This window comes from Streptomyces sp. NBC_01237, assembly GCF_035917275.1.
Classification (GTDB): Bacteria; Actinomycetota; Actinomycetes; order Streptomycetales; family Streptomycetaceae; genus Streptomyces.
This window is the reverse complement of the sequence record NZ_CP108508.1, coordinates 1,781,611-1,801,989: the sequence shown is the minus strand read 5'-3', so window position 1 is coordinate 1,801,989 and position 20,379 is coordinate 1,781,611. Positions and strand designations below refer to the sequence as shown.

19 protein-coding genes are annotated in these 20,379 nt (G+C 72.4%); 10 read left to right on the top strand and 9 right to left on the bottom strand.

Annotated features, from left to right (window positions below; all coding sequences use genetic code 11):
* Window positions 1-79: 79 nt before the first annotated feature.
* The gene (locus tag OG251_RS08010) at window positions 80-553 is read right to left on the bottom strand and encodes a lytic polysaccharide monooxygenase (RefSeq protein ID WP_442818314.1); all 474 of its coding nucleotides are present in this window, start codon (window positions 551-553) and stop codon (window positions 80-82) included.
* Between the two features lie 52 nt (window positions 554-605).
* Complete coding sequence (locus tag OG251_RS08005) at window positions 606-1,304, bottom strand: response regulator (RefSeq protein WP_326676497.1); 699 nt, start codon at window positions 1,302-1,304, stop codon at window positions 606-608.
* Window positions 1,305-1,419: 115 nt separating this feature from the next.
* On the opposite strand from OG251_RS08005, the gene OG251_RS08000 reads away from it, so the two are divergent.
* The 4 genes from OG251_RS08000 to OG251_RS07985 all read left to right on the top strand — a co-directional run bounded on the left by OG251_RS08000 (window position 1,420) and on the right by OG251_RS07985 (window position 6,082).
* Window positions 1,420-2,403: a Bug family tripartite tricarboxylate transporter substrate binding protein gene (locus OG251_RS08000; RefSeq protein WP_326676496.1), complete on the top strand. Its 984-nt coding sequence runs from the start codon at window positions 1,420-1,422 to the stop codon at window positions 2,401-2,403.
* Complete coding sequence (locus OG251_RS07995) at window positions 2,400-2,966, top strand: tripartite tricarboxylate transporter TctB family protein (RefSeq protein WP_442818313.1); 567 nt, start codon at window positions 2,400-2,402, stop codon at window positions 2,964-2,966. Before OG251_RS08000 ends, OG251_RS07995 begins: the two co-directional genes overlap by 4 nt.
* Window positions 2,967-2,969: 3 nt before the next feature.
* Window positions 2,970-4,469 carry a tripartite tricarboxylate transporter permease gene (locus OG251_RS07990; RefSeq protein WP_326676495.1) on the top strand — a complete coding sequence of 500 codons (1,500 nt, stop codon included), beginning with the start codon at window positions 2,970-2,972 and terminating at the stop codon, window positions 4,467-4,469.
* Window positions 4,470-4,555: 86 nt separating this feature from the next.
* Window positions 4,556-6,082 (top strand): trifunctional class I SAM-dependent methyltransferase/NUDIX hydrolase/VOC family protein, encoded by a 1,527-nt coding sequence (locus OG251_RS07985; RefSeq protein WP_326676494.1) that lies wholly within the window; start codon window positions 4,556-4,558, stop codon window positions 6,080-6,082.
* Between the two features lie 25 nt (window positions 6,083-6,107).
* On the opposite strand, the gene OG251_RS07980 is transcribed toward OG251_RS07985, so the two are convergent.
* Complete coding sequence (locus OG251_RS07980) at window positions 6,108-6,605, bottom strand: DUF402 domain-containing protein (RefSeq protein WP_326676493.1); 498 nt, start codon at window positions 6,603-6,605, stop codon at window positions 6,108-6,110.
* Complete coding sequence (locus OG251_RS07975) at window positions 6,586-7,506, bottom strand: GNAT family N-acetyltransferase (RefSeq protein ID WP_326676492.1); 921 nt, start codon at window positions 7,504-7,506, stop codon at window positions 6,586-6,588. Before OG251_RS07975 ends, OG251_RS07980 begins: the two co-directional genes overlap by 20 nt.
* Before the next feature lie 69 nt (window positions 7,507-7,575).
* Here OG251_RS07975 and OG251_RS07970 point away from each other — a divergent pair, with 69 nt between their 5' ends.
* On the top strand, window positions 7,576-7,950 hold the full coding sequence (locus tag OG251_RS07970) for a GntR family transcriptional regulator (protein ID WP_326676491.1): 375 nt from the start codon (window positions 7,576-7,578) through the stop codon (window positions 7,948-7,950).
* A gap of 186 nt (window positions 7,951-8,136) precedes the next feature.
* On the opposite strand, the gene OG251_RS07965 is transcribed toward OG251_RS07970, so the two are convergent.
* Window positions 8,137-9,231: a DUF5925 domain-containing protein gene (locus OG251_RS07965; protein WP_326676490.1), complete on the bottom strand. Its 1,095-nt coding sequence runs from the start codon at window positions 9,229-9,231 to the stop codon at window positions 8,137-8,139.
* A gap of 198 nt (window positions 9,232-9,429) precedes the next feature.
* On the opposite strand from OG251_RS07965, the gene OG251_RS07960 reads away from it, so the two are divergent.
* Both OG251_RS07960 and OG251_RS07955 read left to right on the top strand, forming a co-directional pair.
* Window positions 9,430-10,239 (top strand): SGNH/GDSL hydrolase family protein, encoded by an 810-nt coding sequence (locus tag OG251_RS07960; protein WP_326676489.1) that lies wholly within the window; start codon window positions 9,430-9,432, stop codon window positions 10,237-10,239.
* 277 nt (window positions 10,240-10,516) lie between these two features.
* The gene (locus OG251_RS07955; protein ID WP_266929423.1) at window positions 10,517-10,780 is read left to right on the top strand and encodes a hypothetical protein; all 264 of its coding nucleotides are present in this window, start codon (window positions 10,517-10,519) and stop codon (window positions 10,778-10,780) included.
* Between the two features lie 45 nt (window positions 10,781-10,825).
* Here the strand turns inward: OG251_RS07955 and OG251_RS07950 are convergent, their stop codons facing one another.
* The 4 genes from OG251_RS07950 to hmgA all read right to left on the bottom strand — a co-directional run bounded on the left by OG251_RS07950 (window position 10,826) and on the right by hmgA (window position 15,860).
* Window positions 10,826-12,022, bottom strand: a complete 1,197-nt coding sequence (locus OG251_RS07950) for a CaiB/BaiF CoA transferase family protein (RefSeq protein ID WP_326676488.1) — start codon at window positions 12,020-12,022, stop codon at window positions 10,826-10,828.
* A 268-nt stretch (window positions 12,023-12,290) separates the two neighbouring features.
* A complete protein-coding gene (locus OG251_RS07945; protein WP_326676487.1) occupies window positions 12,291-13,574 on the bottom strand; it encodes a type ISP restriction/modification enzyme in 1,284 nt (427 codons plus the stop codon).
* A 76-nt stretch (window positions 13,575-13,650) separates the two neighbouring features.
* Window positions 13,651-14,481 carry a GntR family transcriptional regulator gene (locus OG251_RS07940; protein WP_326676486.1) on the bottom strand — a complete coding sequence of 277 codons (831 nt, stop codon included), beginning with the start codon at window positions 14,479-14,481 and terminating at the stop codon, window positions 13,651-13,653.
* A 59-nt stretch (window positions 14,482-14,540) separates the two neighbouring features.
* Window positions 14,541-15,860 (bottom strand): homogentisate 1,2-dioxygenase, encoded by a 1,320-nt coding sequence (gene hmgA / locus OG251_RS07935; protein ID WP_326681182.1) that lies wholly within the window; start codon window positions 15,858-15,860, stop codon window positions 14,541-14,543.
* A gap of 146 nt (window positions 15,861-16,006) precedes the next feature.
* Between hmgA and OG251_RS07930 the strand changes: the two genes are divergently transcribed.
* The 3 genes from OG251_RS07930 to OG251_RS07920 are packed head-to-tail and all read left to right on the top strand — an operon-like array spanning window position 16,007 to window position 20,378.
* Window positions 16,007-18,169 carry a right-handed parallel beta-helix repeat-containing protein gene (locus tag OG251_RS07930; protein ID WP_326676485.1) on the top strand — a complete coding sequence of 721 codons (2,163 nt, stop codon included), beginning with the start codon at window positions 16,007-16,009 and terminating at the stop codon, window positions 18,167-18,169.
* Entirely contained in the window at window positions 18,166-19,065 is a 900-nt protein-coding gene (locus OG251_RS07925; protein WP_326676484.1) for a hypothetical protein, read from the top strand. The genes OG251_RS07930 and OG251_RS07925 overlap by 4 nt, the downstream gene beginning before the upstream one ends.
* 20 nt (window positions 19,066-19,085) lie before the next feature.
* A complete protein-coding gene (locus OG251_RS07920) occupies window positions 19,086-20,378 on the top strand; it encodes a hypothetical protein (protein WP_326676483.1) in 1,293 nt (430 codons plus the stop codon).
* Window position 20,379: the final 1 nt, after the last annotated feature.

Below are 20,379 nucleotides of genomic sequence, written 5' to 3'. Positions count from 1 at the left end.
CCGGTGGGGCGGCAGCGGTCCCTCGGCAGCGGAAGGGGCGGAAGGGGCGGAACGGCGGAGGGCAGGCTGGGTCTGTCCGTCAGCGGCGGTGCCGGGCGGCGGACACGCCCCGGCGGCGCACCGAGGCGAACAGCACGGCCGCGCCGACGGCGAGCGCGGTGGTCCCGCCCATCACCAGGTACGCGTTGCTGCCGCCGCTCGTGCTCCCGGTCCCGGCGAGCACCTGCCGCCCCGAACGCTCGGGCACGGTGCCTCGGAAGACGTACGAACCGCCCTCCAGCTTCGGATCGGTGGCCTCGGCGAACGGCTTCTCCGCCAGGTCCGACCGGGCCAGGGGCTTCGCCGGGTCGTAGCCCGCCCTGGTGAGGCAGGGCGCGAAGAAACCCCTGTGCGGTGCCGTGGCCCGGAAGCGGAAGGCGTGGCCGCCCGCCGGCATCCCGGTCGCCGGCCGGTCGGCGCGCGGCAGATCGGGTCCCCTTAACCTGCCGTTGCCCGCGCTGCACAGCTTGCCGTCAGGGATCAACTCCCGTTGCCTGCCCGCCGCATCGGCCATGTTCACCCCGTTCCAGTCGTGCGGCACCTGGACCCCGCCCGCCGCGACCGGGTCAGCTCAGGGCCCGGTAGCGGCGCTCGGGCCGTCCCGTGCCCCCGTACCGCAGCGTCACCTCGGCCCGCCCCGTCTCCGCGAAGTATTCGAGGTAGCGGCGGGTGCTGACCCGGGAGAGCGCCCCCGCCTGCGCGCACTCGGACGCGGACAGCCCCTGGGGGTGCTCCCGCAGGATGCGCTCCACCAGATCGGCCGTGTGCGCCGCGAGCCCCTTGGGCAGTTCGCGGGAGCCCGGCGGGCGGGTGCCGAATATGTGGTCCACGTCCTCCTGGCGGGCCTCCTGCCGCGCCTCGTCCAGGGCGTCGAGCCGGTTGCGCAGCGAGGCCACATGGTGCAACTGCTCCACCAGCGCCGACCGGTGGAACGGCTTGATCAGATAGTGCAGCGCACCGGCCCGCAACGCCGCCCTGACCACGCCCGCGTCGCGGGCGGCGGTGATGAAGAGGGCGTCGGCACTGTGCCCGTCCGCGTCCCGCTCCTCCGCCGCACGCAGCTCCCGCAGCACGCTGATCCCGTCGATATCGGGCAGATAGATGTCGAGCAGTACCAGATCGGGGCGCAACCGCCGGGCCGCGCGCAGCGCTTCGGCGCCGCTGTGGGCCACCCCGACGACCGTAAATCCGGCCATCGCGGACACATAGCGGCTGTGCAGCTTCGCGACCATGAAGTCGTCGTCCACCACCAGCACCTTTGTCACGCGGCCACCGTAGAGCGCGACCACAACGACCACAACGTCCGTTGATTCCGGAACGGAGACAGGCCGTTCACACGCGGGCAACATGTGGGCCACTTCACGGCGAAAGGCGGAACCCGTGCGATTGCGCACTCCACTCGCCCTGCTCGGGGCGGCGGTGCTGGTGCTCGTGGGGCCGCCGCTGCTCTCCACGGGCAGCGGCTCGGACAGCGGCACGCAGATCCCCGGACTGCGCCTCATGGTCCCCAACACCCCCGGCGGCGGTTACGACATCACGGCGCGCACCGCCGCCAAGAACGCCGAGGACGCCGGACTCACCCACAACGTCGAGGTGTTCAACCTCCCCGGCGCGGGCGGCACCGTCGGCCTGACCCGGCTCGTCGGCGAACACGGCAACGGCAGGCTCGCGATGTCCATGGGCCTCGGTGTGGTCGGCGCGGTCCACACCAACAAGTCCCCCAAGACCCTGGGTGACACGACTCCGATCGCCCGGCTCACGGAGGAGCAGGACATCGTCGTCGTCGCCAAGGACTCTCCGTACAGGAGCATCGGCCAACTGCTCACCGCGTGGAAGGCCGACCCGGCCGGACTCCCGGTCGGCGGCGGGTCCTCGCCCGGCGGCCCCGACCACCTCGCCCCGATGCTGATGGCGAAGGCCGCGGGCATCGCCCCGAAACAGGTCAACTACATCCCGTTCGACGGCGGCGGCGAGCTGCTCGCCTCGATCCTCGGCGACAAGGTCGCCTTCGGCGTCTCCGGGGTCGGCGAATACCTCGACCAGATCAAGGCGGGCGAGCTGCGGCTGCTCGCCGTCACCGGTCCCAGGAGGGTCCCCGGACTCGACGCCCCCACCCTCCGCGAGGCCGGGCTGGACACCGACTTCACCAACTGGCGCGGCATCGTCGCCCCGCCCGGTCTCTCCGACGCCGAACGCGACAAGCTCGTCGGCCTGGTCCGGAAACTGCACGGCTCGAAGCAGTGGAAGGACTCGATGAAGAAGAACGGCTGGGACGACGCCTTCCTCACCGGCGACGCCTTCGGCGACTTCCTGGACGCCCAGGACCGGCGCGTCGCCACGGTCCTCAAGGAGCTGGGACTGTGACCACCGACGACACGGCGCCCACCGCCTCTGCCCCCGGCCCTGTCCCCGGCCCTGTCCCCGCCCCCGGGCGCGGCTCCTGGCTGCGCGACCACTCCGAACTCGGCGTCTGCGTCCTGCTCCTCGCTCTCGGCGTCCTGGTCCTCACCGACGCCCTCACCATGAGCGTCACCCTCACCCAGCGCGGCCCGGTCGGCCCCAGGACCGTCCCGCTCGTCATCGGCACCGGACTGCTCGTGGTCGCCGTACTCCTCGCCGTGGACGTCCTGCGCGGCGGTCGCGGCGAGGCGGAGGGAGGCGAGGACATCGACCTCGCCGAGCCCGCCGACCGGAAGACCGTGCTCCTGCTCGCCGGGGTCTTCCTCGCGAGTGCCGTACTGATCGACCCGCTCGGCTTCCCGGTCGTCGGCGCGCTGCTCTTCTGGGGCTCCGCCTACGCGCTCGGCAGCCGGCACCACGACCGCGACCCGCTCATCGCGGCCGGACTCTCCCTCGTCACCTATTTCGTCTTCGACAGCCTGCTCGGGGTCCCGCTTCCGGGCGGCCCGCTGATGGGGGTGCTCTGACCGATGGATTCCCTCAACTCCCTCATCGACGGCTTCGGTACGGCGCTCACGCCGGCCAATCTGCTCTGGGCCGCGCTCGGTGTCCTGCTGGGCACGGCGATCGGTGTGCTCCCCGGCATCGGACCCGCCATGGCGGTGGCACTGCTGCTGCCGGTCACCTACGGACTCGAACCGACCGGCGCGTTCATCATGTTCGCCGGGATCTACTACGGCGCGATGTTCGGCGGCTCCACCACCTCGATCCTCCTCAACACCCCCGGCGAGAGCGCGGCCGTCGTCGCCGCGATCGAGGGCAACCCGATGGCGAAGTCCGGCCGCGGAGCGCAGGCGCTGGCCGCCGCGGCGATCGGACACTTCGCGGGCGGCATGATCGGCACGATCCTGCTGGTCGTCCTCGCTCCGACGGTGGCCTCCCTGGCCGTCGACATCGGGGCCCCCGACTACTTCGCCATCATGGTGCTGGCCTTCGTCGCCGTCACCTCCGTCCTCGGCTCCTCCCGCGTCCGCGGCCTCGCCTCCCTCCTGATCGGTCTCACCATCGGCCTCGTGGGCCTGGACCAGATGACCGGCCAGCAACGCCTCACCTTCGGCTCGCTCCAACTGGCCGACGGCATCGACGTGGTGATCGTCGCCGTCGGGCTCTTCGCCATCGGCGAAGCCCTCTGGGTCGCCGCCCATCTGCGCCGCTCCACCGGCGAGCCGATCCCCGTCGGCCGCCCCTGGCTCGGCCGGGCGGACCTCGGGCGCACCTGGAAGCCCTGGCTGCGCGGCCCCCTCATCGGCTTCCCGTTCGGCGCGATCCCGGCGGGCGGCGCGGAGATCCCCACCTTCCTCTCGTACGTCACGGAGAAGCGGCTCTCCAAGCACCGGGCACAGTTCGGCAAGGGCGCCATCGAAGGGGTCGCGGGGCCGGAGGCGGCGGCCTCCGCCTCCGCCGCGGGCACGCTCGTCTCGATGCTCACCCTCGGCCTGCCCACCACCGCGGTCGCCGCCGTGATGCTGGCCGCCTTCCAGCAGTACGGCATCCAGCCCGGCCCCCTCCTGTTCGAACGTGAACCCGAGCTGGTCTGGGGCCTCATCGCCTCGCTCTTCGTCGGCATGGTGCTGCTGCTCGCCCTCAACCTGCCGCTGGCACCCGTGTGGGCGAAGCTGCTGCGGATCCCGCGCCCGTATCTGTACGCGGGCATCCTGTTCTTCGCCGCGGTCGGCGCGTACGCGGTCGGCGGCGAGTCGCTCGACCTGGTGATCCTGCTGGTGATCGGTCTGATCGGGTTCGGGATGCGGCGGTACGGGCTGCCGGTGCTCCCCGCCGTGATCGGGGTGATCCTCGGACCGGCCGCCGAACAGCAGCTGCGGCGCGCGCTCCAGATCAGCGACGGCAGCCTCTCGGGCCTGGTCAACACCCCGTTCTCGGTGACGGTCTACGCGATCGTGGTGCTGATCGTGGCCTGGCCGCTGGTGCGCGGGCTGGTGGTACGCCGGCGAGCGACGGAGCGGAAGTAGCACAGGGGGCCGCCCGGCGGGATCCGGGCGGCCCGTGCGTCCCCGGGGGCTCCGCGCTGTCGGTGGCGGCTGGGATTATCGACGGTATGACGACGATCGACTGGGACGCCGCCGCCGACTCCTTCGACGAGGAACCCGACCACGGACTGCTCGATCCGGCGGTCCGCGACGCCTGGGCCGGACGGCTGGAGAACTGGCTGCCCGCCACCGGCTCCGAGGTGCTCGACCTGGGGTGCGGCACCGGCAGCCTCGCGCTGCTCGCCGCCGGACAGGGACACCGGGTCACCGCCGTCGACCGGTCGCCGCGGATGGCCGAGCAGGCGCGGGCCAAGCTCGCGGGGACCGGCTCCGAGGTGCTCGTCGGGGACGCCGCCGATCCGCCTCTGGGCGACCGGCGGTTCGATGTGATCGTCGCGCGGCACGTGGTGTGGCTGCTGCCCGATCCGGCGGCGGCCCTTCGCCACTGGTTCGGTCTGCTGAAGCCCGGCGGGCGGCTGGTGCTGGTCGAAGGGGTGTGGGGCGGGGTCGGCCTCCCCGCGGCCCGCCTCACCGCGCTGCTCGCCCCGCACACCGAGCGCATCCACCACGAGGCCCTGTCCGGTGACGCCCGGCTCTGGGGCAAGGAGGTGGACGACGAGCGGTACGCCCTGGTGGCCCGCGCGGAGCCGCCGCGGCGGCACACGGAGGTCGTCGACGTCCATCTGATCCTCCGCCGCGGCCCCGATGTCCTGCTCGCCCGCCGGGCCGGTACGGGATACGCGGACGGGCTGTTCAACATGCCCTCCGGCCACGCGGAGGACGGCGAGGACGTCCGGGAGGCGATGATCCGGGAGACGGCCGAGGAGATCGGTGTGGAGCTGGACCCCGAGGAGCTGCGGGTCGCCCTCGTGATGCAGCACCGGGGTCCCGCCGGTGCCCCGCGCATGGGCTGGTTCTTCGAGGCGGAGTACGACGCGGCCCGCCCGCCCCGCAACGCCGAACCGGGTAAGTGCTCCGAACTGGCCTGGTTCCCGCTGGACGCCCTGCCGGACGACATCGTCGCCTACTGCCGCGCCGGCCTCGACGGATACCGGGCGGACGAGCACTTCCTGATCCACTGGCACGAGGACGGCGACCCCATCGCCTACGACCCGGCGGGCATCGCGCGGGCCGTCCCGCTCCGGCCCGCCGGGGCCGGCACCGGCCGGGTCCACCACATCGAACTGTGGGTGAGCGACCTGGCCGGGGCCGAGAAGTGCTGGGGCTGGCTGCTCGGCCGCCTCGGCCATGTTCCGTACCAGCGCTGGCAGCACGGCCGCAGCTGGCGGCGCGGCAGCGCCTATCTCGTCCTGGAGCAGTCGCCCGACCTGGCCCGTGGCCCGCACGACCGCCGCCGCCCCGGCCTCAACCACCTGGCCTTCCACGTCCGTGACCGGGCCACCCTCGACGCCCTGGTGGCCGAGGCCCCCGCGCACGGCTGGCGGCTGCTCTTCCCCGACCGCCATCCGTACGCGGGCGGCGGCGAGCACTACGCCGCGTATCTGGAGGACACGGCGGGACACGAGGTGGAGCTGGTGGCGGGCACCCGTCCGCACGCCGATCCCTCAGGGACGACGGCACGGCGCTGGGCGTGAGCGAGAGGCCCCGGGACAGCCCTCATCAGGCGAGCAGCGGGGCCAGGCCTTCGGTACGGGCGAGGTGTTCCAGTTCGTCCAGCGCCCGGACCGCCGCTCCGGCCGCGTCCGGGTCATGCCCGGCGAGGCCGCTCCGTGCGAACTCGTCCTCGTCCAGCCGCAGTACGGACGTGCCGTCCGCCGACACCCACAGGTCCAGGTCCAGATCCTCGACCGACAGCACACCGTCCGCCAGGACGGCGGGCCGGGTGATGTCGCAGTACCAGCCCTTCAGCTCGCCGTCCCCCGTACGCACCTCCTTCACCGCGAACCACCGGTCCCGCCAGTAGTGCTCGGTGAAGACATCGCCCGGCTCGAACCGTACGAAGCCGAAGTCCCGGACACCGGGCGCCGCCCAGGGGGCCCGTACGGTCACCCGGGTGCCGTCGTCGCGCAGCAGTGCGGCGGGGTAGCGGATCTTGGTGCGGCCCGCCTTGGTCAGGGCGACGAGGACGTCCACCGGTTCAGACGAGGGTGCGGACATGGCGTACCTCCGTGGCGCAGATCCGGTAGCCGAACCAGTCGTTGATCGCCAGCATCGGACCGTTGCCCGCGTCGTTCCCGGTGTACGCGTCCGTGTACCCGGCGGCGCGCGCCCGGTGCAGGGAGTCGTTCTTCGCGAGCTTCGCCAGACCCCGGCCGCGGTATGCCCTGCGGGTTCCGGTCATACCCGTCGAGTAGGTGGTCCGCCCGTCGGTCGTGGCCGCGCTGAAGGCCGCCACCTCGCCGTCCACCATCGCGACCGAGGTCAGCCCGCTGTCGAAGCAGGGATGGCGCCACGTGCTGTTCAGCCAGTCCTCGTAGTCCGCGAGTTCGCTGGGGGTGTCGCTGGGCTCGTCCGCCGTCGTCTCCGCGTCGGCCTCGAACAGCGGCCGCGGATCGTCGGCGAAGTCGGCCGCCGTACGCAGCTCGATGCCCGCGGGGACCTCCTGACGCGGCGGCAGCGTGCCGTTCGCCAGGTCGAGGTGCAGGAAGTGGGCGGGCCGCCTCGCCGTGTAACCGCGCTTGCGGGCGAACTCCCGGTTGGCCGGTTCGTCGAGGACCCAGGTGTAGACGGCGACGGCCCCGATCCCGGCCAGATACTCCTCGGCGGTGGTCAGCAGCAGCGAGCCCGCCCCACGGCCCAGCCGGTCCGGACGGGTGTACGGATTGCAGAACCCCTGCCCCGGCTCGGGGCTCTCGTGGGCGATGCCGACCTGTGCCGTGCCGATGATCTCCCCGTCCTCCTCGGCGACCAGCAGCCGGTAGCGCCGGTCGGGGTGGGAGGCGTCCAGATCGAAGGTGATCTGTTCGGCGGTGGCCACCATGTACGGAAGTGCGGCCCGGCGCACCCGGACCCACCCCTGCGCGTCGGTGGGCCGGAAGTCGCGAACGATGACAGTCATGCGCCGGACGCTACGTGGAGCCCGGCCCGAACCGCTCCCCAATTTCCCGCGGTGGGGGAGAATCGGCCCGTGACCCTGAAGATCGCCATTGACCCGGATGCCGGCATCGCCCCGTACGAGCAGCTGCGCACGCAGCTCTCCGAACTGGCCCGCTCCGGCGCCCTGCCCGTCGGCCACCGGCTCCCGACCGTACGCGGCTTCGCCGATGAGCTCGGCCTCGCCGCCAACACCGTGGCCAAGGCGTACCGCGCGCTGGAGGCCGACGGGGTGATCGAGACCCGCGGCCGGAACGGCACGTTCGTCGCGGCCGCCGGGGACGCGGCCGAGCGGAAGGCCGCGACCGCCGCACAGGAGTACGCCGAGCTGGCCCAGCGGCTCGGCCTGTCCCGGGCGCAGGCGGTCGCGCTCGCCCAGGACGCGGTACGGGCCGCGTACGCACGATGACGGCACCCCGGAGGTGACCGGCGGGCACGGGCCGGTGGACAGAGGCACGGGCCGACGGAGGCGGGCGCGCGCGCCGCCCCGGAGCCGGACCCCGAGACCGAGACGGACCCCGAGACCGAGACGGACCTGGGGACCGAGACGGACCCGGAGTCAGAGACGGACCCGGGGACCGAGACGGACCCGGAGTCAGAGGTAGAGGCCCGCGTCCGCACCCGCGTCCTGCTTCGGCACCGACGCGGGACCGCTGCCGCGCCGCAGCGCGTACAGCTCCGCCAGCGTCGCGCCCTCCCGGCCGAGCCCCTCCTCCGTACCCAGCCAGGACACCGACTCCTGGCGGGTCAGCGCGCCCACCTCGATCCGGGCCAGACAGCGGCCCGGCCTGACGACCGCCGGGTGGAGCCGCTCCAGGTCCTCGTTGGTGGTGACCCCCACCAGGACGTTGCGTCCCTGACCGAGCAGGCCGTCCGTCAGATTCAGCAGCCGGGACAGCGCCTGGCCCGCCGTGTGCTTGGCCTCGCCGCGGATCAGTTCGTCGCAGTCCTCCAGGAGCAGCAGGCGCCAGCGCCCCTTCGCCGTGCCGTCGTCCTCGCCGATCGCGATGTCCATCAGATAGCCGACGTCGTTGAACAGCCGCTCGGGATCCAGCACACAGTCGACCTGGCACCAGTCGCGCCAGGACCGGGCCAGGGTGCGCAGCGCGGACGTCTTGCCGGTGCCGGGCGGACCGTGCAGCAGGAGCAGCCGGCCCGCGATGTCGTCCGGGGTCACCTTCATCAGCCGGTCCATGGCCCGAGCCACCGGAGCCGTGTAGTTGGGGCGGACCTCGTCCCAGGTCCCGGCGGCGATCTGCCGGGTGGTGCGGTACGGGCCGCGGCGCGGGGAGACGTACCAGAAGCCCATGGTCACGTTGTCGGGCTGTGGTTCCGGTTCGTCCTGGGCGCCGTCCGTCGCCTGCCCGAGCATCTTCTCCGCCAGCTCGGGGCTGGTCGCGGTGACGGTGACGTCGGCGCCCCGGTTCCAGCGGGAGACCAGCAGGGTCCAGCCGTCGCCCTCGGCGAGGACGGCGCTGCGGTCGTCGTCGCGGGCGGCCCGCAGCACCTTGGCGGCCGGGGGCAGCAGGGTCGCACCGGACTTGACGCGGTCGAGGGAGGAGCTGTGGGAGTACGGCTGCTCGCCCGTCGCGAAGCGGCCGAGGAACAGCGCGTCGACGACGTCGGAGGGTGAATCACTGTCGTCGACGGTGAGCCGGATCGGCAGAGCGGACTCAGGGTTGGCAGACATGGCGCCCATGATCCGGTACGGGGCGACCCCGCGCACCCAGGTTTCACCACCTCGTGCGGGGCGGCCGTACCCGGCTCCCGTTGAACTCAAGGGGGCGGTAAGGCGCATTCGCCAAGAATCTTTGACATGGACACTTCCTGTCCCATGGGTGCTGCTGCTACCACGGACGGAGCAGACATCCCTGCTCAAGGAGGTCCCATGAATATGTCCAGACTCGTGGCGTTCTCGTCCTCTCTCCTGCTCGGTACCGTGCTCGCCCTCACCGGGGCAGGCGCGGCCGACGCCGCCGAAACCGTCAAGGCCGTCGACTACGTGGCCCTCGGCGACTCGTACTCCTCGGGCGTCGGGTCCGGCAGCTACGACAGTGCCAGTGGCGACTGCAAGCGCAGCACCCGCGCCTACCCGGCGCTCTGGGCCGCCGCCAACTCCCCGTCCTCGTTCGCCTTCACCGCCTGCTCCGGTGCTCGTACCGGGGATGTCACGGGTGGTCAGCTCGGCCCGCTGAACTCCTCGACGGACCTGGTCTCGATCTCCATCGGCGGCAACGACGCGGGCTTCGCCGACGTCATGACGACCTGTGTCCTCCAGTCGGAGTCGACCTGCCTCAGCCGGATCGCCACGGCGCGCGCCTACGTCGACTCGACCCTGCCCGGCAAACTCGACTCCGTGTACACGGCGATCAGCGCCAAGGCTCCCTCCGCCAGGGTCGTCGTCCTCGGCTACCCCCGCTTCTACAAGCTCGGCGGCAGCTGCCTCGCCGGTCTGAACGAGAAGGAGCGCGCCGCCATCAACGGCGCCGCCGACTACCTCAACGCGGCCACCGCCAAGCGTGCCGCCGACCACGGCTTCACCTTCGGTGATGTCGCGAAGACCTTCGCCGGGCATGAGATCTGCTCAAGCAGCGTATGGCTGCACAGCGTGAACTGGACCAACATCGGTGAGTCCTACCACCCCACCGCCGCCGGGCAGTCGGGCGGCTATCTGCCCGTCCTGAAGTCGGCCGCCTGACCGCGTCCGCCCCGTGGACCAGGAGGCCCGCCGGTCGGGGTCTCCTGGTCCACGGGACCGGAATGGGCCGGCACGGACCGGCACGGACCGGATCGGACCGGGGGATCGGCACCGGCCCGATCTGTCCAAGTCGCCCTGGAATCGGACAGATTCGGTAACTGGTCGTCAACCTCCGTATGTGTGTGCTCAATCCTGCAACCGGGATACACGAGTGTCATCGCGGGGCGATAGGGTTAACCTGCCCGGGCCGGGTGCCCTCGTACGGGTGGGGAGTGACATGGAACAGATAACGGTGCGAAGCAGGCCGCGAGTGCCTGCCATTACCTGCGGCAGCAGCGCGACCAGTTCGCGCCTCGACCGCCATCTCGCGGTGCTCGGCGGCCCTGCCGTCCCGCAGCGCGACGCGGCGGAAGCGACCCTGCTGATGCGTGAGCTGACCTCGCGCGATGCCGCGCACCGCCGCCGGAGCAAGAGCGCGCGTGTCTCGCTCTTCGCACCGCTGCGGCGACTGCGGCGCTCGCTCTTCGGCAGCCGCCGCTGATCAGACGGCACGTCACCACTGATCCGGCCCGTCACCCGGGGCGGCTCAGGCGATCACACCGTCCCGGCGTAGCACTGCTGTCTGCCCGTCCGTCATTCCCAGGGCTCGCAGCAGTGCGTCGGTGTGCTCGCCCAGCGCCGGTACGGCACCCATCCGCAGCTCCGCCCCGCCCGGCAGCGAGATCGGCGGAAGCAGCGCCCGCAGCGCCCCGACCGGTGAGTCCACTTCCCGCCACCGGTCCCGTGCCGCCAGCTGCGGATGGGCCGCGACGTCCGCCACGCTGTTCAGGCGGGCACAGGCGATGCCCGCCTTCTCCAGCCCGGCCAACGCCTCTTCGCAGCTCAGCCCGGCCAGTGCCCGCGCCACCGCGTCGTCGGTCCGCTTCCGGTTGGCGGTCCGGGCGGTGTTCGTGGCGAAGTCCGGATCGTCCGCCAGCTCCGGCCGTCGCAGCACCTGCTCGGCGAGGCGGCGCCACTCCCGGTCGTTCTGCACGGACAGCAGCACCCGCTGCCCGTCCACGGTCGGGTAGGCGTCGTACGGGGCGATGACCGAGTGCGCGAGCCCCGTGCGCGCCGGGGTCGTGCCTCCATGCATCACCTGGTGCAACGGATGCCCCATCCACTCGCTCAGCGAGTCCAGCATGGAGATCTCCACCCGTCCGCCGCGCCCGGTGGTGGCGCGCCGCAGCAGCGCCGCGAGCACACCGGAGAACGCGTACATCGCCGCCGCGATATCGGCCGCCGGGATGCCGGACTTCACCGGCTGCCCGGGGGTGCCGGTGACGGAGACCAGACCCGCCTCGCACTGGACGAGCATGTCGTAGGCCCGCTTGTGGGCGTACGGTCCCGCCGGCCCGTACCCGGAGATGTCCACGGCCACCAGACGCGGGTGGGCGGCACAGAGCGTCGCGGCGTCGAGACCGAGGCGGGCGGCCGCGCCCTGGGCCAGATTCTGTACGAACACATCGGCGTCCGCGACGAGCCGGCGCACCACGGCGAGCCCGCGGGCGTCCTTGAGGTCGACCGCCAGGGACTCCTTGCCCCGGTTGCACCAGACGAAATGCGAGGCGAGGCCGCGGGCCGCGGTGTCGTAGCCGCGTGCGAAGTCACCGCCGTCCGGGCGCTCCACCTTGATGACCCTGGCGCCGAGGTCGGCGAGCTGTCGGGTGGCGAAGGGGGCGGCGACGGCCTGTTCGACGGCGACCACCGTCATACCGTCGAGGGGAAGCGGCTGAGTGCTCATGAGCACGGTACTTATCGTGTACGCGGCAGCTTTGTCACCCCTGCCCCAAGGCGCGCCCCTGCCTCAACGTGAGCTCTTGCCTCAACGTGGGCTCTTGCCTCAACGTGGGCTCTTGCCCCAAGGCGCGCCCCTGTCCCACGGTGCACCGCTGCCTCACGGTGCGGACCCTGTCCCACGGCACCCCCTGTCCCACGGTCACCACCCGCCTCGCGGCCGCTCCCGCCCCACGCCGCGTCCCCGCCGCAGCGTCCAGCCCCTTCGCGGCCGGTCACAGCAGCGCGAACTGTCCGTCCGGGCCCTCCTCGTGGTGATCGAGCACGGAGGCGGGCCGCCGCGACGCCGCCGCGACCGGCAGCACCCCGGCGCTCAGCAGCTCCTCGCGGGAGAGCAGCGGCGCCCCGAGCAGCCGCGCCCGCAGCGCCCGCTGCCCGGCCCGGAGCCCGTCGAGGAGCGCGAGGACGGTGATGAGTTCGAGCAGCTCCGAGGTCCATTCCCGGGGCCAGCCGGGCGGGCCGACCGTCTCCAGACCGCCGCCTCCGGGCTCGCCTCCGGCCCCGGTGGCCGTTCTGGCTGCCGCCGCCGTACGCCGCTCGATCCAGAGCTCCAGCATCCGTACGCCGCTCACCCGGAACTCCCACGCCCCGGCGGGCACGGGGGAGATGCGGCCCTCACCGATGGCGAGCACCTCCTCGCCGGGGTCGTACTCCAGCGTGAGCGGCCGGGGCGGGATCGCCGCCCGCACATAGGGACGACGGCCGCCCGGCAGCCGGGGACGTTCACCGCCGCGTGCTCCACGCAGCTGTGCCCGCATCAGCTCCCGGCCCAGCTCCACCCCGGCCGACCACAGCGGTCCGTCGGCGGGCAGCGGTACGGAGCAGCCCGCGGGGGAAGGGCGGGCGACGGCGAGCACCCAGGCCAGTACGGACTCGGCGGTGGGCGCGTCCGGGCCGGTGCGGCCCTCGCCCCCGATCCGGCGGCGCAGCAGATCGAGCAGGCCCGGTGCGAGGTTGGGTTCGCTGCCGCCGGGCCGCCGGTACAGCGGCCGGATGCGGCCGGGCCGCCCGGCGGGGGAGTGCCCGTCGGGGAGCAGCGCCGTCACCGAGAGGGCGGGTCCCGGGGCCTGCGGTACGTACCCGTGCTCGACGGCGAAGAGCTGGTGCTCGTCCGCGACCCGCCACAGCTCGGGGCGGGCGGCGTCGATCAGCCGGTGGTCGGGGATCAGCCACTGTTCGTCGTAGGGGCCGTGCAGGATGCGTACGGGTTCGGGGAAGGGCCCGGGGTCCCGGGCGAACCTGCCCGTCGCGGTGTTCCGGCCGGGCAGCGCGGCGACCGGGGTGTGCGGCGTACGGGAGCGGCTGGGCCCGAACAGCCTTTCCTGCTCGGCGCCTTCGGCCCGGACCAGCAGCTCCCACCGTGCCTTGAGCGTCGTCCGGTCGGGGCCGGTCACCCAGGAGCGCCCGGTTCTGAGCGGTCGCACCGACCATGGCATCAACTCGTCGAGCAGCGGGAAATCCGCGTCCCCGCCGGCCCCGGCCGCCCTCCGCGCTGCCACCGTGTCGTCCTCCCCCTCGCCACGTCCGCCGAACCTCCGGCATCGTAACGGCGGGGCACGCCCCCAGGGGGCGGTGTCAGTGCGCCTCGACCGTCACGGAGAAGGAGAAACGGTCGCCCCGGTACCTGATCCGCGCCACGTCCACGACCCGGCCGCCGTCGTCGTAGGTCACCCCCGTGTAGTGCAGGATCGGGCTCAGCAGCGGAATCCGGAGCAGTTCGGAGGTGACCGGGTCGGCGAGGCGGGCCTCCACGGTGTCGGTGATCCGGGAGATCCGCACCCCGAGGGCGTCGCGCAGCACCTTCGTCATCGGCCAGCGTTCGAGATCGGCCACATCGAGGCGGGCCGCGACCTCGGGACGCAGGGCGTTCTCCGCCCAGTTGGTGGGCTCGCCCGTCTCGTCGTCGCAGCGCAGCCGCCGGTAGCTGACCACCTCGGCGCAGTCCGGGAAGAACTCGGCGAGGTCGCCCGGGACCGCGCCCGGACCGTGGCCCAGGACGGTGGTCCGCTCGCCCGACTGCTGGGCCACGATCGCGTCGACCGAGCCCAGCAGCCGGACCGGCGAGACACGGCGGGCGCGCGGCTCGATGAACGTGCCGCGCCGCCGGTGCCTGCTGATCAGCCCTTCCGTCTCCAGCTCCTTCAGGGCCTGGCGCATGGTCAGGACGCTGACGCCGTAGTGCACGGCGAGTTGTTCCTCGGTGGGCAGCCGCGGCGAGGCGTCCTGCGGGCGGCCGAGTATCGAGGCCCGCAGCGACTGCGAGACCTGGTACCAGAGGGGGAGCTTCCGGTTCAGCACCAGCGAGTCGGGGGCGAAGGCAGGTGTGTGGCGCACCTCGTCCACCCGGAGCGCCCGGCCCGCGCTGTCCGCTCCGCCCGGCTCACCCACCTCGTTCACCCCGCTCACCCGGTCACCTCGGTCGTTTCTCTCCGCCGGCGCCCCGCGCGCCGTGTTCCGCTCCGCGCCTACGGGCGGAAGTTGCGGGTCAGACCCTGCCATACGTCGTCGTACCGGCGTTGCAGGTGGTCGGCGGTCGCGGCCTGCGCGGTCGCCGTGACGGGCCAACGGGTCTCGAACATGAAGGCAAGACCGTCGTCGATCTTCTGTGGCTTCAGCTCCGCCGCGCTCGCCCGTTCGAAGGTCGCGTGGTCCGGGCCGTGCGCGGACATCATGTTGTGCAGCGATCCGCCGCCGGGGACGAAACCGTCCGCCTTCGCGTCGTACGCCCCCTCGATCAGACCCATGTACTCGCTCATCACATTGCGGTGGAAGTACGGCGGGCGGAAGGTGTCCTCGCCGACCAGCCAGCGCGGGGCGAAGACGACGAAGTCCACCCCGGCGAGACCGGGGGTGTCGGACGGCGAGGTCAGCACCGTGAAGATCGAGGGGTCGGGGTGGTCGTAGCTGATCGATCCGATGACATTGAAACGGCGCAGGTCGTAGACGTACGGGGTGTGGTTGCCGTGCCAGGCGACGACATCGAGCGGGGAGTGGTCGTAGGTCGCCGACCAGAGGTTGCCGCAGAACTTGTTGACGACTTCGACGGGGCCTTCGCGGTCCTCGTACGCGGCGACGGGGGCCAGGAAGTCCCGCGCGTTCGCCAGGCCGTTGGCGCCGATCGGCCCGAGGTCGGGGAGGACGAACGGCTGACCGTAGTTCTCGCAGACGTAGCCGCGGGCGGTGGTGTCCAGCAGCTCCACCCGGAATCGGACGCCGCGCGGGATGAGCGCGATGTGCCCCGGTTCGGCGCGCAGCAGGCCCAGTTCGGTGCGCAGCAGCAGGCCGCCGCGTTCCGGGACGATCAGCAGTTCGCCGTCCGAATCGCTGAACACCCGGTCCGTCATGGAGGAGTTGGCGTGGTAGAGGTGCACGGCCATGCCGGTGCGCTGCCCGGCGTCGCCGTTGCCGCCCAGCGTCCACAGACCGGACAGGAAGTCGGTGCCGGGGGAGGGGGCGGGCAGCGGGTTCCAGCGGAGCCGGTTGGGGTCGGGGACCGACTCGGTGAACGGCGCGGTGCGCACGGCGCCGTTGTCGACGCGGACGAACGGCGGGTGGGCGGCCGAGGGGCGGATCCGGTAGAGCCAGGAACGGCGGTTGTGGGCCCGCGGTTCGGTGAACGCGGAGCCGCTCAGCTGCTCCGCGTACAGCCCGAGAGGGGCACGCTGGGGCGAGTTGCGGCCGTGCGGCAGGGCGCCCGGAACCGCCTCCGTGCTGTGCTGATTGCCGAAGCCGGATGAGTACGCCGGCTCCTTTGCCGTCTTCCCCGCCTGCTCGATGCCGCTCATCATGCGCTCCCGGTGCTGAGAATCCCTGAAATCCGCCGGACAACGAATCCTATGGGTAACCGTAGGAATCGGAACAGGGCGCGTCAACGGCATTCGTGGTGCGCAAGGGGGTTCCAAAAGTTGAACAATGCTCTACTCTCCCGCACATGTCGTGGACACGCAAAGTTCTGGTGGTTCTCGCGGCGCTCGTCGCCGCGTTGCTCGCGGCCCCGGCCGCCCAGGCGCACGAAGAGCGGCCCCTCACCCTTCCCGACGGCACCGGCAGCGTCCCCCAGTACCGCGCCGGTGCTCCGGACCTACTGGTCTGCAAGAGCGACCGTGCGGACTTCGAACGCCGGATATCGGGCTTCCCGGCGCAGCTGCGGACCCGGAACCTGGCCCTCTTCGAACAGTGCAGGACATCCGGCTACCGGCATCTGCAACAGGCCGTCGACGCCGCAGTCCGGCCCGGCACCACCATCGCGATCCTGCCCGGCCTGTACGAGGAGGAGCCCTCGCTCCCGAAACCGGCCGGGGAGTGCGCCCGGCTCAAGGCCCCCGACTCGCAGCTCGGCTACCAGATCCTCACCTACGCACAGCAGAAGCAGTGCCCGCACAACCAGAACCTGGTCGCGATCCTCGGCAAGAAGGACCTCCAGATCGAGGGGACGGGCGCGAAGCGCACGGACGTCGTCATCGACGCCAAGTACCAGAAGCTCAACGCGATCCGCGCCGACAAGTCCGACGGGATCTACTTCAGGAACTTCACCGCGCAGCGCACCACCTTCAACTCCCTGTACGTCCTGGCCCAGGACGGCTTCGTCATCGACGACGTCCTCACCCGGTGGAACGACGAGTACGGCTTCCTGACCTTCGCCAGCGACCACGGGCTCTACAAGAACTGCGAGTCGTACGGGAACGGCGACTCCGGCATCTACCCCGGCAGCGCCTCGGACATCAACGACGGCCGGGGCTACGACGTCCCCCGCTACTCCATCGAGATCACCGGCTGCCGCAGCCACCACAACATGGTCGGCTACTCCGGCACGGCGGGCGACTCCGTCTATGTCCACGACAACGAGTTCGACCACAACATGGGCGGCGCCTCGATGGACAGCGCCTTCCCCGGACACCCCGGCCTGCCGCAGAACCACGCCCGTTTCGAACGCAACCTGATCCACGACAACAACGCCGACTACTACCGGTACGTGGCCGACGGCACCTGCGCCAAGCCGCCCGTGGAGCGCGGCTACGAACAGGGGGTCGTCTGCCCGCAGATCTCCATGCCGCCGGGCACCGGAATCATCACCGCGGGAGGCAACTGGAACCTGTACGAGAACAACTGGGTCTACGGGCACCGGCGCGCCGCCTTCTTCCTGAGCGCCGCCCCCGCGTTCATCCGGGGCGAGAACTCCCTCGCCAAGCAGGCCGACACCTCCCACCACAACCGGTACGCCGGCAATCACCTCGGCACGGACAAGGAGGGCAGGTCCCGGCCCAACCGCACCGACGTGTGGTGGGACGGGCAGGGCGACTCCAACTGCTGGCAGCCCGGAACTGGAGCCGCCACCCCGCGCACCCTGCCCGAGTGCGGCGCGCGACGCGGTGAGGTGTCCTGGCCGACCGACCGGCTGGCGGGCGAGCCGGTGAAACTCGCCCATCTGCTGGTCTGCGCCGACTACAACGTGCAGGCGCGACGGCTGCCGGCCGGCTGCGACTGGTACGGGGCACGGGGCATCGAACGCATCGAGGTGCAGGCGGCCCTCGGGCTGGCCGCGGTCCTCGCCCTGGTCGGCGGGGTGCTGTGGTGGCGCAGGCTGCGCCACAGCCGGACCCTGACCGTGCTGACCCTGCTGGGCGGTGCCGGTCTCGCCCTGGACGTGGCCGGTTCCACCATGGGGCTCGCCTCCTCCTATCTGCCCGCCGCGGCCCTGTTGCTGACGGGTGTGTGGTGGACCGGTACCGGGCTCGCGCTGCGCCGGGAGCGGCCGGGCTTCGGCTGGACCACCGTCGTCCTGGGCGCGCTCACCCTGCTGGACGCCTTCGACAAGGCGGTCCTGATGATCCCGTGGATCCCGCTGAGTCCGGCGTGGGCGCGGGGGCTGCTCGGGGTGGTGTGGGTGCTGTGGGCGGTCGTCGTCGCCGCGCGCCACGGTGCGGAGCCGGAGCCCGCGACCGCGAAGGACGCCGGTGAGCACGCCGAAGAGGCCACCGGTGAGCACGCGGCCGAGCACTCCGCCGGACAGGCGGCCGGGCGCACGGGGGCCGCCGGTGTTCCGGAGGGGCAGCCCTCCACGACCCGCACTCCGCCGAACGGAGACGCCTCATGAAGCCGCCCCCCGCCTGCACCCGCCCCCGCGCCCGTCTCCGTGGCGGCGGCGGCCCCGCGAAGGCCCGTCCCGTCCGCGGCGGTCTGCTCGCCCTTCTCGCCGCGGCCGTCCTCGTCCTCGCGGCGAGCGGCTGCGGCGGGCGCGCCACCACGCATCACAAGCCCGGGACCGGCCACGAGCAGGCGAGCGGTGCCGTCGGGCGGCTGCTGGCCACCGAGGACGGCAGCGGTCACCGACTGCGCCAGGTCGGCGCCGACCGGGCGCCGGAGGTGGCACTCTCCGTACGGCCCGACTCCGAGGACGGCTGGAACGTCCATGTCTCCGTACGGAACTTCCGCTTCACCCCGGACAGCGTGGGCGGCGCCGCACTCGCCGGGCGCGGCCATGTCCGCCTGTTCCTCGACGGGCGCCCGCTCGCCCGTCTCTACGGTCCCTGGTACCACCTTCCCAGCGCACTCGCCCGCTCCACCACCGGCGAGGGCCGTTCCCTCACCGCCCGGCTCTACGCCGACGACCACACCGCCTGGGCCGTCGCCGCCGAGCCCATCCAGACCACCGCACCTCTCGCTCCCGGCACTTCCGCGACGTCCGGTACCACCGGGAGTCCCGCGCACCCGTCGCCCCGGCCCGCCGCCGACCGCACCCTGGACATCACCGTCTCCCACGGCGAGGTCAGCCCCGCCCCCGGCCGCACCGAGGTCCGGAAGGGCGAACGCATCACCCTCCGCGTCCGCACCGACCGCGCCGACACCCTCCACGTCCACGGCTACGACAAGGCGGCCGAACTGCCCGCCGGTCGCACCACCACCCTCACCTTCACCGCCGACCGCACCGGGCTCTTCGAGGTCGAGACACACGAGTCCGACCTGCTCCTGACCCAACTCGTCGTACGGTGACGGCGGATCCCGGAGGCGCGGTGAGCCCGGCGACCGTCCTCGCCCACGGCGTCGGCTCCGCGCACGACCTGCCTCTCTCGCCCTTCTACGCCTTCGCGGGAGCCTTCGCCGCGCTCTTCGTCTCCTTCCTCGCGCTCGGCCTGCTCTGGTCCGCCTCCCGATTCCGGGGCGAGCGGGCGGGCCGCCCGATCCCCGGCGCCGTACAACGCCTCGCCGACGCCCGGCCCACCCGCCTCGCGGCGCGCGTACTCGCCCTGGCCGCCGCCCTGTCCGTGCTGCTGCACCTCCTCCTCGGCCCGGACGACCCGGAACGCAATCCCGCCCCCGGCGCCCTCTATGTGCTCCTCTGGGTCGGACTCGTCCCCGCCTCCCTGCTCCTGGGACCCGTCTGGCGACTGCTCAATCCGCTGCGCACCGTGCACCTCCTCCTCTGCCGCGCCCTGCGCCGCGACCCCGCCACCGGCCGCCCCCTCCCCGCCCGCCTCGGGATGTGGCCCGCCGCGGCCGGACTCCTCGCCTTCACCTGGCTCGAACTGGCCTCGCCCGACCCCGCGTCGTCCGCCGCCCTCCTCCTCTTCCTCGCCCTCTACTCCGCGGTCCACCTGGCGGGGGCCGCCCGCCACGGGGCCCACTGGTTCGACCGTGCCGACGCCTTCGAGGTCTACTCCGGCCTGCTGGCCCGCCTGTCCCCGCTCGGCCGCCGCCCGTCCGACCGCCGCCTCGTCCTGCGCTCCCCGTTCAACGGACTGGACGCCACCGAGCAGGGCCCCGGACTCGTCGCCACCGTCTGCGTGATGCTCGGATCCACCGCGTACGACGGCTTCTCCGACTCCCCCTCCTGGATCACCACCGTGCAGACGTCACCCCTGGGCCGCACGCCGACCGCCACGCTCGGACTGCTCGGCGCCGTCGCCCTCGTCGCCGCCCTCTACGTCCTGTGCGCCGGAGCCACCCGGCTGATCTCCGGCACCCTCGCGCACCCGCTCACCGCCTTCGCGCACTCGCTCGTCCCGATCGCCCTCGGCTATCTCGTCGCCCACTACTTCACACTCTTCGTCACCGAAGGCCCACGCACCGTCATGGTGGCACTCGGCACTGACAATCCCGCTCCGCCCCCGCCGGTGCTGGGGCCGGGCGCTCTCGCCACGCTCCAGGTCGCCGCCATCGTCCTGGGCCATGTCCTGGGGGTCGTCGCCGCGCACGACCGGTCCGTCCGGCTGTTCCCGCCGGCCCGTGCCGTCGCCGGGCAACTGCCCCTGCTGGCGCTGATGATCGCGTACACCCTCGGCGGGCTCGCCCTGCTCATCGCCTGAC

Coding starts and splice junctions, on each gene's coding strand:
- OG251_RS07965 (WP_326676490.1), bottom strand. CDS start 9,231: ATGTCTGCCAACCCTGAGTCCGCTCTGCCGATCCGGCTCACCGTCGAC.
- OG251_RS07960 (WP_326676489.1), top strand. CDS start 9,430: ATGAATATGTCCAGACTCGTGGCGTTCTCGTCCTCTCTCCTGCTCGGT.
- OG251_RS08010 (WP_442818314.1), bottom strand. CDS start 553: ATGGCCGATGCGGCGGGCAGGCAACGGGAGTTGATCCCTGACGGCAAG.
- OG251_RS07955 (WP_266929423.1), top strand. CDS start 10,517: ATGGAACAGATAACGGTGCGAAGCAGGCCGCGAGTGCCTGCCATTACC.
- OG251_RS07950 (WP_326676488.1), bottom strand. CDS start 12,022: ATGAGCACTCAGCCGCTTCCCCTCGACGGTATGACGGTGGTCGCCGTC.
- hmgA (WP_326681182.1), bottom strand. CDS start 15,860: ATGAGCGGCATCGAGCAGGCGGGGAAGACGGCAAAGGAGCCGGCGTAC.
- OG251_RS07990 (WP_326676495.1), top strand. CDS start 2,970: ATGGATTCCCTCAACTCCCTCATCGACGGCTTCGGTACGGCGCTCACG.
- OG251_RS07925 (WP_326676484.1), top strand. CDS start 18,166: ATGAAGCCGCCCCCCGCCTGCACCCGCCCCCGCGCCCGTCTCCGTGGC.
- OG251_RS07975 (WP_326676492.1), bottom strand. CDS start 7,506: ATGACTGTCATCGTTCGCGACTTCCGGCCCACCGACGCGCAGGGGTGG.
- OG251_RS07930 (WP_326676485.1), top strand. CDS start 16,007: ATGTCGTGGACACGCAAAGTTCTGGTGGTTCTCGCGGCGCTCGTCGCC.
- OG251_RS07980 (WP_326676493.1), bottom strand. CDS start 6,605: ATGTCCGCACCCTCGTCTGAACCGGTGGACGTCCTCGTCGCCCTGACC.
- OG251_RS07985 (WP_326676494.1), top strand. CDS start 4,556: ATGACGACGATCGACTGGGACGCCGCCGCCGACTCCTTCGACGAGGAA.